14 protein-coding genes and 1 other RNA gene are annotated in these 15039 nt (G+C 71.6%); 3 read left to right on the top strand and 12 right to left on the bottom strand.

Annotation, left to right across the window (positions count from 1 at the left end; translation table 11 throughout):
• Positions 1-158 precede the first annotated feature (158 nt).
• The gene (locus tag MHW47_RS11320; protein WP_239222566.1) at positions 159-707 is read left to right on the top strand and encodes a GNAT family N-acetyltransferase; all 549 of its coding nucleotides are present in this window, start codon (positions 159-161) and stop codon (positions 705-707) included.
• 74 nt (positions 708-781) lie between these two features.
• A complete protein-coding gene (locus MHW47_RS11315; RefSeq protein WP_239222564.1) occupies positions 782-1387 on the top strand; it encodes a DUF1772 domain-containing protein in 606 nt (201 codons plus the stop codon).
• Here MHW47_RS11315 and MHW47_RS11310 read toward each other — a convergent pair.
• The 10 genes from MHW47_RS11310 to ftsE form a co-directional block, all read right to left on the bottom strand.
• Entirely contained in the window at positions 1327-2478 is a 1152-nt protein-coding gene (locus MHW47_RS11310) for a uroporphyrinogen-III synthase (RefSeq protein WP_239222562.1), read from the bottom strand. The two genes, MHW47_RS11315 and MHW47_RS11310, sit on opposite strands and share 61 nt — an antisense overlap.
• A gap of 126 nt (positions 2479-2604) precedes the next feature.
• Positions 2605-3936 carry a NarK/NasA family nitrate transporter gene (locus tag MHW47_RS11305; RefSeq protein ID WP_239222560.1) on the bottom strand — a complete coding sequence of 444 codons (1332 nt, stop codon included), beginning with the start codon at positions 3934-3936 and terminating at the stop codon, positions 2605-2607.
• 133 nt (positions 3937-4069) lie between these two features.
• Positions 4070-5266, bottom strand: coding sequence for an acyltransferase (locus MHW47_RS11300; RefSeq protein ID WP_239222579.1), 1197 nt, complete (start codon positions 5264-5266; stop codon positions 4070-4072).
• A 47-nt stretch (positions 5267-5313) separates the two neighbouring features.
• Positions 5314-7515, bottom strand: a complete 2202-nt coding sequence (locus tag MHW47_RS11295) for a glycosyltransferase (RefSeq protein ID WP_239222558.1) — start codon at positions 7513-7515, stop codon at positions 5314-5316.
• Entirely contained in the window at positions 7516-7824 is a 309-nt protein-coding gene (locus tag MHW47_RS35920) for a DUF2975 domain-containing protein (RefSeq protein ID WP_239222556.1), read from the bottom strand.
• A gap of 462 nt (positions 7825-8286) precedes the next feature.
• Positions 8287-8673, bottom strand: a transfer-messenger RNA (tmRNA) gene (gene ssrA / locus MHW47_RS11285).
• Between the two features lie 113 nt (positions 8674-8786).
• Complete coding sequence (smpB, locus tag MHW47_RS11280) at positions 8787-9275, bottom strand: SsrA-binding protein SmpB (protein WP_111330986.1); 489 nt, start codon at positions 9273-9275, stop codon at positions 8787-8789.
• Positions 9276-9293: 18 nt separating this feature from the next.
• Positions 9294-10481, bottom strand: a complete 1188-nt coding sequence (locus MHW47_RS11275) for a S41 family peptidase (protein WP_239222554.1) — start codon at positions 10479-10481, stop codon at positions 9294-9296.
• A 68-nt stretch (positions 10482-10549) separates the two neighbouring features.
• Positions 10550-11467 carry a permease-like cell division protein FtsX gene (gene ftsX, locus MHW47_RS11270; RefSeq protein WP_239222553.1) on the bottom strand — a complete coding sequence of 306 codons (918 nt, stop codon included), beginning with the start codon at positions 11465-11467 and terminating at the stop codon, positions 10550-10552.
• 23 nt (positions 11468-11490) lie between these two features.
• Positions 11491-12180, bottom strand: coding sequence for a cell division ATP-binding protein FtsE (gene ftsE, locus MHW47_RS11265; protein WP_026242629.1), 690 nt, complete (start codon positions 12178-12180; stop codon positions 11491-11493).
• Positions 12181-12450: 270 nt separating this feature from the next.
• Here ftsE and MHW47_RS11260 point away from each other — a divergent pair, with 270 nt between their 5' ends.
• Positions 12451-12648, top strand: coding sequence for a hypothetical protein (locus MHW47_RS11260; RefSeq protein ID WP_239222551.1), 198 nt, complete (start codon positions 12451-12453; stop codon positions 12646-12648).
• 79 nt (positions 12649-12727) lie between these two features.
• On the opposite strand, the gene MHW47_RS11255 is transcribed toward MHW47_RS11260, so the two are convergent.
• Complete coding sequence (locus MHW47_RS11255) at positions 12728-13426, bottom strand: LPXTG cell wall anchor domain-containing protein (protein ID WP_239222550.1); 699 nt, start codon at positions 13424-13426, stop codon at positions 12728-12730.
• Positions 13427-13744: 318 nt separating this feature from the next.
• Positions 13745-14851, bottom strand: a complete 1107-nt coding sequence (prfB, locus tag MHW47_RS11250) for a peptide chain release factor 2 (RefSeq protein WP_239222548.1) — start codon at positions 14849-14851, stop codon at positions 13745-13747.
• Positions 14852-15039 lie beyond the last annotated feature (188 nt).

The raw sequence follows: 15039 nt of genomic DNA, 5'->3' as shown, positions 1-15039 counted from the left end.
GGCCCCCTTCTGACGTGCACTGGGCAGCCGTCAACCCTATGCGACGGGGGACCGGGGCGCACCTGCCCCCCGCCCGCTTCGGCGCGTGCGGCGGTATCGATTGCGTGACGGCGGCGCGCGGACCGGCTCCGGACCCGGCCCCTTCGTACGATGAGCGGATGAACGCCCATGCGTGCGACGTTCCTCCGCCGGCCGGTTCCCTGGTGCTGCGCCCCTGGGAGCCGGCGGATGCGGACGCCCTGCTCGACGCCTACCGCGACCCCGCCGTCCAGGCCGGTTCGCGCGCGCCGGTGGCGGACGAGGAGGCGGCCGGAATCTGGCTGCGGGCCCAGGAGGAGGGCCGGGCGGCCGGGCTGCGGCACAGCTTCGCGGTACTGGACCGGACGCTCGGGGACGCCCCCGTCGGCAACGTGGCCCTCTTCTTCCCGGAGCCCGGCGCGCCGGTGGGCGAGGTGGGCTACTGGACCGTGGCGGCCGCGCGAGGCCGGGGCATCGCACCGCGCGCCCTGGAGGTGCTGACCGGCTGGGCGTTCGGGACCTTCGCCGGGACCGGCCTCGTCCGCCTGGAGCTGCTGCACCGGGAGGACAACGCCGCCTCCTGCCGGGTCGCCGAGAAGGCCGGGTACGCCCTGACCGAGGTGCTGCCCCCGTCCGCGCTGTGGCCCCGCGCGGGCCACCGCCACACACGCACCGCCCCCCGTGGCTAGCCGCTGGACGCTCGCGTAGGCGGACGCGCGTCCGGACGATGGAGCGGCGCCGGCCGCGCCGGTTCACTGGAGCCATGACCACCTACCGGGCCGACCGGCCGACTCCCGTCTCCCACCGCATCGTCCTCGGCGCCGCCGCCGTCACCACGGGCCTGATGGCCGGCACCTTCTTCGTGTTCTCCTGCGCGGTGATGCCGGCGCTCGGGCGCAGCGACGACCGGACGTTCATCGAGGTGATGCGGAACATCAACGACGTCATCGAGAACCCGGTCTTCTTCGCCGGGTTCTTCGGCGCCCTGGTCCTGACCGCCGTCGCCCTCTGGCAGCACCGCCGCTCGCCGGGCGCGCGCGCTCTGCTCGTGGCCGCGCTGGTGGTGTACGCCGCCGCGTTCCTGCTCACCTCGGGGGTCAACGTGCCCCTGAACACCGCGCTCGCCGACGCCGGTGACCCGGCGCACCTGGCCGACCCGGCGGCGGTACGGGACCGGTTCGAGGACGCCTGGAACGTGTGGAACACGGTGCGCGCGGTCCTGTGCACCGCCGCGCTCGCGCTCCTGCTGGGCGTCCCGTACGCCGGTGCGCGCCGGTGTACGGAGACCGGCGGCGCGCGTCCGGCCGGTCAGGAGGCGGTGCCGCCGGTGGTCCCGGGCTCCGGTTCGGGGTCGAGGGCCAGCCGGTAGCCGCGCTTGACGACGGTCTGGATGAGCCGGGGCGCCCCGAGCGCGGTGCGGAGGCGGGCCATGGCCGTCTCGACCGCGTGCTCGTCCGTGCCGCTGCCGGGCAGGGCGCGCAGCAGGTCGGCGCGGGAGACCACCCAGCCGGGCCGCCGGGCCAGCGCGTGCAGCAGGGCCATCCCGGCGGGCGGGACCGCGCGCAGTTCGTCGTCGACCAGGACGGCGTGGCCCCGGATCTCGACGCGGTGGCCGGACACGGACAGCGTCCGGGCGCGGGCGGGCAGTTCGCGGCAGATGAGCTGGACGAGCGGGCCCAGCCGGAAGCGCTCCGGCTGCACGGTGTCGATGCCCCGGGCCCGCAGCGGCACGGCGGTGACCGGTCCGACGCAGGCGGGCACGACGTCGCCGCGCAGCGCCGCGACGACCTCTTCGAGCATCCCGCGCTCCCGGGCGCGGCCGAGCAGCGAGACCGCCGCGGGGGCGCTGGTGAAGGTGAGCGCGTCCAGGGCGCGGGCGGCGGTCAGGTCGAGGAGCCGGTCCAGGGGGGCGAGGTCCTCCGGCGGCATCCAGCGGTACACGGGCACGCCGATGACGTCGGCGCCGGCCTCGGTCAGCGACTCGACGAAGCCGGGCAGGGGCTCGCCGTGCAGCTGGAGCGCGACGCGCCGGCCGCGTACGCCCTGGGCCAGGAGCCGTTCCTGGACCTCGGCCATGGACTCGGAGGCCGGGGACCACGCCTCGGTGAGCCCGGCGGCGCGGACGGCGCCCTTCACCTTGGGCCCGCGCGCGAGGAGTTCGGCCGCGCGCAGGGTGGTCAGGAGCCGGTCGCCGATGCCCCAGCCGTCGGCCGCCTCGATCCAGCCCCGGAAGCCGATCGCGGTGGTGGCGACGACCACGTCGGGGGTCTCGGCGATCAGGCGCTCGGTGGCGGCGAGCAGTTCGCCGTCGTCGGCGAGGGGCACGATCCGCAGCGCGGGGGCGTGCACCACGGTGGCGCCCCGGCGCCGCAGCAGTGTGCCCAGCTCCTCCGCCCGGCGTGCGGCGGTGACACCGACCGTGAAGCCCGCGAGGGGCTCGTGCTGTGCGTCGTCGTGCATGTGGTCTACCCGGCTCTCGTCCCGCTGGTCCCGTTGATGCGGAGAACCGAGCCTGCCAACGCCACGTGACAGGCCCGGTTCAGCCGTATTTCCCGCTCGTTACGTCGCGGGGCGGCGCGTGCGCGCTCACACCTCGGCGTAGCCGAGCTGCGGCTTCGCCGGGACGGGCGCGGCACGACGAAGGTATACCGCCCAGGTGAGGGCGGAGCACACGGCGTAGAAGCCGAGGAAGGACCAGAAGGCGGCCGTGCCCGTGCCCGAGGTTGCGAAGGACTGCCGGAACGCCAGGTTGACGCCGAGTCCGCCGAGCGCCCCGATCGCGCCGATCAGCCCCATGGCCGCGCCGGACAGCCGGCGTGCCCGGGCCGCGGCCTCCTCGCCGCGCAGCCCGTCGGCGAGGGCCCGCGCCTGGAAGATGCCCGGGATCATCTTGTACGTCGAGCCGTTGCCGAGCCCGGAGAGGGCGAACAGGGCGGTGAAGCCGATCAGGAAGACGGGGAGCGAGGCGATCCGGGAGGCGTACACGACGACTCCGGTCGCGGCGGCCATGGCGCCGAAGGTGGCCAGGGTGATGCGGGCGCCGCCGAACCGGTCGGCCAGCCGGCCGCCGACGGGCCGGATCAGGGAGCCGAGCAGCGGGCCGATGAAGGTGAGCGAGGCGGCCTGGAGCGGGGTGCGGCCGAACTGGGTCTGGAGGACGAGCCCGAAGGCGAAGCTGTAGCCGATGAACGAGCCGAAGGTACCGGTGTAGAGGACGGCCATGATCCAGGTGTGCGGGTCGCGCGCGGCCTCCTTGGCGGCGCCGGTGTCGTTGCGTACGGGAGCCAGGTTGTCCATGTAGCGCGCGGCGCACACGGCGGCCAGCAGGATGAGCGGGACATACGCGGCGAGCACGATCCGGGGGTGCGAGGCACCGGCCGTCCCGATGACCAGGAGTCCGGCCAGCTGCACGACGGGGACGCCCACGTTGCCGCCGCCCGCGTTGAGGCCGAGCGCCCAGCCCTTGAGGCGGAGCGGGAAGAAGGCGTTGATGTTCGTCATCGAGGAGGCGAAGTTCCCGCCGCCGACGCCGGTCAGCGCGGAGACGGCGAGGAAGGTGCCGTACGAGGTGCCGGGCTCCATCACGACGAGGGCGGCGATCGTCGGCACCAGCAGGGTGAGCGCGCTGAACACCGTCCAGTTCCGGCCACCGAACCGGGCCACGGCGAAGGTGTACGGCACCCGGACGAGGGCGCCGACGAGGGTCGCGGTGGAGATGAGGAAGAACTTCCCGGCCGGGTCGATCCCGTACTCGGGCCCCATGAACAGCACCATCACCGACCACAGGGTCCACACGGAGAAGCCGATGTGCTCCGAGAGCACGGAGAACCAGAGGTTGCGGCGGGCGGTGCGCTCCCCGGTCTCGCGCCAGAAGGTCTCGTCCTCCGGTGCCCAGTGCTCGATCCAACGGCCTGCCATGGCGCGCCTCCAGGGAGATTCGGGGGTGTTGGCCCGAACCTAAGCAGCGCACGTTTCGGTGCCGTGCCGCTCAAGGTGACCTCGAAGCAACCTCGCGCTCACCGGGCCGGGGGCGGCCCGGTGAGCGGGGCGGTCAGGAGCGGGCGCGGGCGGTGCCGTTGGGCCAGAGCCTCGGGCGCCGCCCGGCGGCCAGGTCCTCCACCCAGCCGACGGCGAGGATCGCGAGACCGATCAGCGGCCAGACGACGATCAGCGCCAGGGCGTTGTCGGCCCGCTCGATGTAGGTGCCGAGGTGGTCGCCGACCCAGGGCACGTCCCAGAGCAGGTCGATGAGGGGGAAGGTGGCCATGAGCAGCATGTTGTGCCAGAGGTAGATCGTCACCGCCCGGTTGTTGGCGAGGGTGACGAGGGTGTCCCAGCCGGCGAGCCGGGGCGGCAGCGTCCGCCAGGAGGGCGCGTACTGGAGCAGGATCATGCAGAAGCCGAGCGACCAGGTGGCCTGGGCGAGCGGGATCTCGTCGAGGTTCCAGCCCTCCTCGGTGAGGTGGTGCGCGCCCCACCACAGGGCGAAGGCCATGAGCATCGCGGCCAGGGAGACCGCGAGGTAGCGCGGTACGGTCCGCAGCAGCCCGTCGTGGTGGGCGAAGCCGAGAATCCAGCAGGACCCGAACACCGCGAAGTCGACCAGGCCCTCACCGGCCGCGCCGGGCACGGTGACCAGCCCGGTGCCGATGACGGCGGTGAGGCCGAGCGGGGCGAGCAGGGTCACCCACGGCAGCTTCCGGAACGCCTTCAGCAGCAGCGGGGAGGCCAGGACGAACCACAGGTAGGCCCGGATGTACCAGAGCGGCCCTATGGCCTGCTCGGCCCAGGAGGTCTCCAGCCAGCCGCCCTCGGAGCCGTTCTCCCAGGGGAAGGGCGGGGTGCCGACCGGGAGGAGGTAGCAGCCCAGCTTGAGGAACCACCAGACGCCCTCCTCGCGCACCGGTTTCCAGCCGAGCAGGAAGACCATGGGCACGACGACGGCGGCGAACGCCCACATCGGCGGCAGCAGCCTGCGGACGCGGGAGCGGATGACGCTCCACGCGGGCCGGGCCAGCGAGCGGGCCATCAGCGATCCGGCCAGCGCGAACATGACGCCCATGGACGGGAAGACCACGGTCAGCCAGGCCCAGCCGAAGAGGTGGAAGATCACCACGCGTACCAGGGCGACGGCGCGCAGGAGGTCGAGGTAGCGGTCCCGGCCGGACCCGGCCGGCGCGGGGGCCTGAGCGGGTTCGGCGGGGGCGGGCACGGTGGCGGCGGCGGGGCGCACCACGCGCAGCGCCATCGTCCGCTCGTCCGCGTGCGGTGTTCCGTACGACTGCTCCGCGGGTGTCATGCGACGGGCCTCCGGTCGTGGGCGGGGCCGCGCTGGGTCTGCGTCGCGCCGGGCGCCTCGACGACGACTCCGGTGCGGCGCAGTTTCTGCCAGCGGAGCCGGCCGCCGGTGAGGGCGGTGATCCAGGACTGGAGCAGGACGACGTACATGAGCTGCCGGTACAGGACCTGCTGGAGCGGCAGCGCGAGCAGATGGGTCATGCGTTCCCGGTCGAGCCGGAAGGCGTACGCGGCGCACACGGCCTGGACCGCGAGGACGCCGAGCCAGGCGACGACGGTCTTCTCGGTGGGCCCGAAGACGATCCCGTACAGCAGGAAGACGTCGATGAGCGGGGCGAGCAGCGGGGCGACGACCATGAACAGCGAGACGAGCGGCAGCCCGACGCGCCCGAACCGGCCCGAGGGCCCGCGTTCGACGACCGCGCGACGGTGCTTCCAGATGGCCTGCATCGTGCCGTACGACCAGCGGTAGCGCTGGGACCACAGCTGCTGCACGGTCTCCGGCGCCTCGGTCCAGGCACGCGCGTTCTCCGCGTAGACGACGCGCCAGCCGTCCCGGTGCAGGGCCATGGTGACGTCGGTGTCCTCGGCGAGCGTGTCCTCGCTGATGCCGCCGACCCGCTCCAGCGCCTCGCGCCGGAACGCCCCGACCGCGCCGGGGATGGTGGGCATGCAGCGCAGCACGTCGTACATGCGGCGGTCGAGGTTGAAGCCCATCACGTACTCGATGTGCTGCCAGGCGCCGATGAGCGAGTCGCGGTTGCCGACCTTGGCGTTCCCGGCGACGGCCCCGACGCGGGGGTCGCCGAAGGGCTGGACCAGCTCGCGGACGGTGGACGGCTCGAAGACCGTGTCGCCGTCCATCATCACGATGATGTCGTTGCGGGCGTGCGCGATGCCGTTGTTCAGGGCGGCGGGCTTGCCGGCGTTGCGCTGGCGCACGACCCGGACGTTGGGCAGCCGCATCCGCTGGACGATGTCCGCGGTGCTGTCCGTGGAGCCGTCGTCGATCACGATGACTTCGACCGGATAGTCACTTGCCAGCAGCGAGCGCACCGTGTTCGCGATGCACTTCTTCTCGTTGTACGCGGGCACCAGGACGGTGACCGTACGGGTGACGGGCTCGCCCCAGCGGAAGCCGCGTCGGCGGACCCGGCGGGCGTGCGCGAAGGACAGCACCAGCATCAGCCCGAAGCGGGCGAAGACGAGTACCCCGATGACGGCGAGGCCGGCGACCATCACGTCGGTGAGGTGCTCGGAGACACCGACGGCGTAGACGAACGCCTTGCCCTTCCACAGGTCGAAGCCGGTGACCTCGGTGTGCGCGCTGGGGGCGCCGAGCGCGTCGGTGAGGTTGGCGAACTCGTAGCCCTGCTTCTGCATCTGCGGCAGGAACTTCCCGAGCGCGGTGACGGTCTGCGACCGGTCGCCCCCGGAGTCGTGCATCAGGATGATGGCGCCCTTGCCGTGCTTGGGCGTGGCCCGCTCGATGATCGCGTCGACGCCGGGCCGCTTCCAGTCCTCGCTGTCGGTGTTGTTGACGACGGTGAGGTAGCCGCGGCTGCCTATGTACTGGGTGACCGGCCAGGACGCGTTGTCCATGGCGTCGGCGAACGAGGAGTACGGCGGCCGGAACAGCGAGGTGCGGATGCCGGCCGCGCCGGCCAGGACCAGCTGGTTCTGGGACAGCTCCCAGTCGATCCGGCCGGTGGACTGGTACGACAGGTCGGGGTGGTTGAAGGTGTGCAGCCCGACCTCGTGCCCCTCCTCGACCATGCGCTCGACCAGGCCCGGATAGCGCGAGGCCATGGTGCCGGTGACGAAGAAGACGCCGTGCGCGTCGTACTTCTTCAGCTCGTCCAGCACCTTGGGCGTCCACACCGGGTCCGGGCCGTCGTCGAAGGTCAGCACGATCCGGTGGTCCGGGATGCGCAGGCTCTTCGCGGGCTCGGTGGTGCTGCGGGCGTCGATGACCGGCCCGCCCTCCAGGACCTGCTCGGGCACCCGGTCGGTCGCGACCGGCGGGCGGACGCGGTGATCGGCCAGGATTTCGCTGTGCACATAGCCACGCAGCATCAGCATGGCGAGCAGGGCAACGAGGAACAGCAGCGGCAGCATGTAGCGCATGGGAAGTCTGCGCCGGCGGGTCTGCTTCTTCCTGTGGGTGTTGCGCCTGCCCCGGGGGGCAGGGGTGGTCATCTAGTCGGCGCCTTCTTGTCCTTGCGCGTGGGCCGTGGGGTCACCGGCGGCCGGTCCGGGGTCCGGGGCCGTCGGGGCGCCGCCGTCACCGGTGGGGGTCGTCGACTCCTGCTGCTGCTCCTGCCCGGAGAGCGGGAGGAACGGGGCGCTGGAGTTGCCGCCGAGCACGGCCACGACGAGGGTCACCGCGTAGCAGACGCAGACCGCGGCCAGGAGCCAGCCGAAACGTCTCAGCGTCTTGCCGCGGCGGCCGCTCTCGTCCACGAAGACGGGGCCGTCGGAGGCATCCGGAGCCGTTGGTTCCGGCAACAGCTCGGAGAGCTGCCGCCCGATTCCGTCCAGCTGGATGGTGACTTCGTTCGGCTCGTGTGTGTGCCCCGCACGGGCACCTTCACGCCAAGTTTCCACTGTTGTACGCACTTCCCCCACTCAGGAACGGGTGCGCGCAACTGACCGGTCGTACGTGCGCCGGACGGGCCCCCACCAGTCCGCGCGCCCCCTACCACAGTGCACCCGGTCCATGAATGTAGCGCACGCCGGGAGGCTTCGAACCCGCCGGGAGCCGTTGTTCATGATGAGAGATACATCTGTTTTCGAACCGTGCTGCGGGCGCTGCCTCGTACGGGTGAGCGCTCGGAGCGCACCGTAGGCGCACGCCCCCGCGCGCGCTCCCCCCGCTCCCTCCGGCGGCCCGCGTCCCCGCCCGCGTCCGGGCACGGAAACACGAGAACCCCGCTGCCGGTGGCAGCGGGGTCCTCGTTCACATGGGAATTGTGGAGATGGCGGGAATCGAACCCGCGTCCAACGGTGCGGAACCAGGGCTTCTCCGAGTGCAGTCCGCTGCGCTTTTCTCGGCCCCGGAGGTCACACGGACAAGCCTCCGACAGGCCCAGTCACTGTTTGATTTCCTTCCACGCCCCGTGACCGGGCGTGAAAGTTTAGATCCCTAAATGATGCCAGGACCCGGGTCGGGATCACCCCCGGACTGACACTCCGCAGAGTCTTCGCTAGCTGCTAATTAGGCAGCGAGGGCGAAGGCGGAGGAATCGCGCTTGGAATTGGCGATTATTGGTTGCGACATATGGTTTACGAGATCATTGCCGCTTCCTCGACTCGCTTCCCCTGCTTCGACATCCGCTGTCGAAACCGATCATCCCCATGTTGATTTTTCAAGGTGGTGCTCACACCCTCCGTGGGGTGCGGTGCCCATCGTACGTGACCAACGCACGACGATGCCAGCGTATTCCGGGCGGGCCGGCCGCCCGCCCCGGTCAGGCGCTCCGCTGGCGGCGGCGGGCCGCCGCGATCGCGCGGTTCGTCTCCCTGGTGTCCTGCTTCTCGCGCAGCGTCTGCCGCTTGTCGTACTCCTTCTTGCCCTTGGCGAGCGCGATCTCGGCCTTGACCCTGCCGTTCACGAAGTACAGCGAGAGCGGCACGATCGTGTGACCGGTCTCCTGGGACTTCGACTCCAGCTTGTCGATCTCGGCGCGGTGCATCAGCAGCTTGCGCTTGCGCTTGGCGGAGTGGTTCGTCCAGGTGCCCTGCACGTACTCCGGGACGTGCACGTTGTGCAGCCACGCCTCGCCGCCGTCGATCTGGACGAAGCCGTCGACCAGGGACGCCCGGCCCATGCGCAGCGACTTGACCTCGGTCCCCATGAGCACGAGCCCGCACTCATAGGTGTCGAGGATGGTGTAGTCGTGGCGCGCCTTCTTGTTCTGCGCGATGAGCTTGCGCCCGGTGTCCTTTTCCTTAGCCATAGTGCGGCCATTTTCGCACTACGACCCACCCCCGAGGCCACCCAATACCGTCTCGGCCCGTTCCCGGGCCCGCGAGGTCACCACGAGGTCCGGGGTGATGCCCTCGCCGTCCACGCCGTGACCCGCCGGTGTCCGGTAGTGGCCCACGGTCAGCTCGGCGACCAAACCGCCCGCGAGCCGGCTCGGCATCTGCACGGAGCCCTTGCCGAAGGTCCGCGAACCGACCGTGACCGCCCGGCCGCGGTCCTGGAGCGCCCCGGTCACCAGCTCGGCCGCGCTCATCGTGCCGCCGTCCACCAGGACCACCACGGGCCGCTCGGTGTCGCCGCCCGACCGCGCGTACAGGGCCCGCTGCTCGCCGTGCACGTCGTACGTGGCGACCAGCCCGCCGTCCAGGAAGGCTGAGGCCGCGGTGACCGCCTCGGTGACCAGTCCGCCCGGGTTGCCGCGCAGGTCCAGCAGGACCCCGGCGCCCGGCGGCGCCTCCCGGACCGCCTCGCGCACGGCGGCCCCGGAGCCCTTGGTGAACGAGCCGACCTCGATCAGCACCGCGCCGGACGGGCCCGAGCGCTCCGCCGCGACCGGCCGCACGGTCACCGACTCGACGGCGAGGCGGGCCCGGCGCAGCGTCTCGGTCCGGGTCGCCTCCCCCCGGCGCACCCCGAGGCGCACGGTGCTGCCGGCCTTCGCGCCGGTCCGGTCGCCACGGAGCAGGGCGACCACGTCGGAGACCGGCATCCGGTCCACCCGGCGGCCGTCCACGGTGCTCAGCAGGTCGCCGGGGCGGATGTCCGCGCGGGCGGCCGGGCTGCCGGGCTGGACGCGGGCGACGGCGACCCGGCCGTCCGAGGAGCGCCGGGCGGCGAGCCCGACGCCGGTGTAGGTGCCGTCGAGGGCCTGCTCGAACTCCTGGTACTCGCGCTGGTCGTACACGGCGCCCCAGCGGTCGCCGCTGCGGCTGACGACCTCCTCGGCCGCCTCCGTACCGGACTTGCCGTCCGCCACCGCGTCGGCGGCGGCCTCGGCGACCGCGTCGTGGTCGGCGGTGGCGGCGACGGACCGGGTGTGCACCCGGGGCTCCCGCTGGTCGCCGCGGGGCAGCGCGCCCGTCGCGGCCCCGGTGGCGAGGACGCCGGCGAAGACCAGCGTCAGGGCCGCCCCGCGGCGCAGACCGCGGGGCCCGACGCGAGATTCGGGGTCCGACATGGCGCCGAGTCTAGGACAACGCCCGTGGGGCGCACGGGACGTTGGCCGGGCGCCTCACGGGGCGCAGATCACACCTTCAGGTACTTGCGCAGTGCGAAGAGAGCCGCAACGGCGGGCATCAGCAAGCCGATCGCCAGCACCAGCGGCAGCTTGGTGAGGACCGCGTCCCAGCCGATGAAGTCGATCAGGTTGAGCTTGTCCTTGAGCGCGAGGCCGCCGTCGATCAGGAAGTAGCGCCCGGCCAGCAGCATCACGCAGGCCAGCACGCCGCCGATGAGTCCGGCGAAGGCCGCCTCCATGATGAACGGCGCCTGGATGTAGAAGCCGGAGGCGCCGACGAGCCGCATGATCCCGGTCTCCCGGCGCCGGGAGAACGCGGAGACGCGCACGGTGTTGACGATCAGCATCAGCGCGATGACGAGCATCAGCGCCATCACGAAGAGCGCGGCGACGTTCATGCCGTTCATCAGTCCGAAGAGGTTGTCCAGGATGCTGCGCTGGTCCTGGACGGACTGGACCCCGTCCCGCCCGGCGAAGGCGGTGGCGACGACCTTGTACTTGGTGGGGTCGTGGAGCTTGACCCGGAAGGACTCGGGCATCTGGTCCGGCGTGATGTTGCCGGCCATCGGGGAGTCGCCGAACTCCTCCTGGTAGTGCTTGTACGCCTCGTCGGAGGACTCGTAGATCACCTTCTCCACGACGTCCATCTTCTTGAGATCGGCCTCGATCTCGTCCTTCTGCTGCTTGGTGACCGCACCCTTGGCGCACTGGACCACCGTCTCCGCGTCGCCCTTGCCGCAGAGGTAGATGGAGACGTTGACCTTGTCGTACCAGTAGTCCTTCATCGTGCTGACCTGCTCGCGCATGAGCAGCGCGCCGCCGAACAGGGCGAGCGAGAGGGCGACGGAGACGACGACGGCGAACGTCATCGTGAGGTTGCGACGGAGGCCGACGCCGATCTCCGACAGGACGAACTGGGCGCGCATGGCGTCCTTTCAGTGCTGGGTGCTCAGTGCTGGTAGCCGTAGACGCCGCGCGCCTGGTCGCGTACGAGACGGCCCTTCTCCAACTCGATGACGCGCTTGCGCATCTGGTCCACGATGTTCTGGTCGTGGGTCGCCATGATCACGGTGGTGCCGGTCCGGTTGATCCGGTCCAGCAGCTTCATGATGCCGACGGAGGTCTGCGGGTCCAGGTTGCCGGTGGGCTCGTCCGCGATCAGCAGCATGGGGCGGTTGACGAAGGCCCGTGCGATCGCCACGCGCTGCTGCTCACCACCGGACAGCTCGCCGGGCATCCGGTCCTCCTTGCCGCCGAGTCCGACGAGGTCGAGGACCTGCGGCACGGCCTTGCGGATCTCGCCGCGCGGCTTGCCGATCACTTCCTGGGCGAACGCCACGTTCTGCGCGACGGTCTTGTTGGGCAGCAGGCGGAAGTCCTGGAAGACGGTGCCCAGCTGGCGGCGCATGTGCGGCACCTTCCAGTTGGACATGCGCGCGAGGTCCTTGCCCAGGACGTGGACGGCCCCGGTGCTGGCGCGTTCCTCGCGCAGGATGAGCCGCATGAAGGTGGACTTGCCGGAGCCGGACGAGCCCACCAGGAAGACGAACTCGCCCTTCTCGATGTCGAGCGACACATCCCGGAGAGCGGGGCGGCTCTGCTTCGGGTAGGTCTTGGAGACGTTGTCGAATCGGATCACGGATGCACCACGGTCGGCCGGGAGTAGGTGAGCGTGACCATACGCGAACCGGGCTCGACCGTGCAGGCACGCGTACCGGGATGGGTGATTTACGGTGAATCCGCCCCGGTTTCGCGGCGGTGCGGCGGGAGGCTGTCGCAGGGCCGTGACGGGCGGGACGGGCCGATCGGCGCGCGAGCTGGCACAGTGGTAGGGGAACGGTTGCGTTTCCGTGAGCGTTGTGCGGAGGGATGGCTTGTGCGGCTCCGCCGCGCGGGAGGAGGAAAGCGCATGACCTACGACCGACTGGTGTGCGCGAACTGCGCGGCGCCCGTCACCGAGGGCCGCTGCCCCGTGTGCCGGGCGAGCCGTGAGCGGATGCGGGAGCGGGACCAGGGCCCCTTCGGCGGGCTGAGCCCGGCCATGCTGGCCGCCCTGCTGGTGGTGCTCCTGGGCGCCCTGGCCCTGCTGGCCCAGCAGACCGCGTAACGCCCTGCCCGTACGTACGCACAGGGGCCCGGACCGCTCGTCGCGGTCCGGGCCCCTTCGCGTCGTGGCGCGGCCGGGGTCAGGCGGCCGTGCGGTTGCCCACCATGCGGGGCAGGATGCGGAAGCCGATGCCGCCGGCGATCATCGTCGCGGCGCCGACCAGCAGGAACGTGGTCTCGGCCGCGCCGGTCTCGGCCAGCTCGTCCTTGCCCTTGCCCTGCTCGACCGGCTGGTTGCCGGCCGAGTCGGTGTCGGTGTTGCCGGTGCCGGTGCTGTCGTCACCGAAGTCGCCCGCCGGGGTGCTGTCGTCGGGGCCACTGGTGTCCGTGGACCGGCTCGGGTCCGAGGTCGGCTTCGAGGGGTCGGTCGGCTTCGTCGACGGCCCCGTCGGGTCGGTCGGCTTGGTCGACGGGGTGGTCGGGGTCGTGGGCGGTTCCGACGGAGTGGTCGGAGTCGTCGGAGTCGTCGGAGTGGTGGGCGTGGTCGGAGTCGTGGGCGTCGTCGGAGTGGTGGGCGTCGTCGGCGTCGTCGGAGTCGTGGGCGTCGTCGGAGTGGTGGGCGTCGTCGGCTCGCAGCGCGGGTCGAGCGGGTTGCACGGCTCGCCCTCGCCCTCGCCGTCGCCCTGGTCACCGGCGGTCTGGACGCCGATCCCCACGCCCCCGACCTCGACGCCGATTCCGACCGCCTGTGCCGCCCCGGCCGCGGTCAGCGAGGCACCCGCGGCGATGACCGCGCCCGCCGCTATCCGCGCGACGCGTACGCGCGTCTTCTTCGTCATGTACTGCTACCCCCAGTAGCCGTTCTCGTCGTTGGAGCAGCGGTATGACCGGGTGGTCGTCCGGCGGGGTTCGCTCCGGGCTCCGGCCCGCCTGCCAAGGCGGCCGGGCAGCCCGCCCCCGCTCACAACCGCCCCGGAGATACACACGCTGCCCCAGCACCCTCGCCGGGGTTGCGGAGAACGTCAAGGCGGTTGTGGGACGATACGGCCCGATTCAGGGGGACTTGATGGTCATTCAGGACCGTGAACTGTGACGCATGCGGCACGGAAAGCGCGCGGGTCGGCCCTCCGACCCGCGCGCGGAATTCCAGGATGCGACTACTTCTCGCTCTGCTTGCGCCAGCGGATGCCGGCCTCGATGAAGCCGTCGATCTCGCCGTTGAAGACGGCGTCCGGGTTGCCCATCTCGTACTCCGTGCGCAGGTCCTTGACCATCTGGTACGGGTGCAGGACGTAGGAGCGCATCTGGTTGCCCCAGGAGTTGCCGCCGTCGCCCTTGAGGGCGTTCATCTTGGCCTGCTCCTCCTGGCGGCGCCGCTCCAGCAGCTTGGCCTGGAGGACGTTCATCGCAGACGCCTTGTTCTGGATCTGCGAGCGCTCGTTCTGGCAGGAGACCACGATGCCGGTCGGCAGGTGGGTCAGCCGGACCGCGGAGTCCGTGGTGTTGACGCCCTGGCCGCCGGGGCCGGAGGAGCGGTACACGTCGACGCGGAGGTCGGACTCGTCGATCTCGACGTGGTCGGTCTGCTCGACCACGGGCAGCACCTCGACGCCCGCGAAGGAGGTCTGGCGGCGGCCCTGGTTGTCGAACGGCGACACGCGCACCAGGCGGTGGGTGCCCTGCTCGACGGAGAGGGTGCCGTAGGCGTACGGGACCTCGACGGCGAAGGTGGTCGACTTGATGCCGGCCTCCTCCGCGTACGCCGTCTCGTAGACCTCGGTCTTGTAGTTGTGCCGCTCGGCCCAGCGCAGGTACATCCGCTGGAGCCGCTCGGCGAAGTCCGCCGCGTCCACACCGCCGGCCTCGGCGCGGATGGTGACCAGCGCCTCGCGCGCGTCGTACTCGCCGGAGAGGAGGGTACGGACCTCCATCTCGTCCAGCGCCTTGCGGACGGCCTCCAGCTCGGTCTCGGCCTCGGCGAGCGCGTCCGCGTCGTCCTCGGCCTCGGCGAGCTCGAAGAGGACCTCGAGGTCGCTGATCCGGGAGCGCAGGGCCTCGGCCTTGCGGACCTCGGCCTGGAGGTGGGACAGCTTGCTGGTGATCTTCTGCGCCGCCTCGGGGTCGTCCCACAGGGACGGGGCGGCCGCCTGCTCCTCGAGCACGGCGATGTCCCCCCTCAGCGCATCCAGGTCCAGGACGGCCTCGATCGACCCCATGGTCGAGGAGAGGGACTTCAGCTCTTCGGAAATATCGACGACTGCCACGGGTCCAGCGTAACGGCTGTCGGCGCGTACGTTCCTCGGGCCGCCGGATCATCCCCCGCGGGCACCGCGCCGCGCGCCCGTCAGGGGGTCGCCGGAGCGGAGTTCTCCGTCTCCTGCGGGCCGGGGTCCGCGTCGTCGCCGCCCAGCGCGAGCCAGCCGGCCGCGCCGAGCCCGGCCACCAGCACCAG

Origin of the sequence: Streptomyces sp. OfavH-34-F (assembly GCF_022347745.1) — a bacterium.
Lineage (GTDB): Bacteria > Actinomycetota > Actinomycetes > Streptomycetales > Streptomycetaceae > Streptomyces.
The sequence above is the reverse complement of the archived record's forward strand: the minus strand, read 5'-3'. Positions and strand labels throughout refer to the sequence as shown.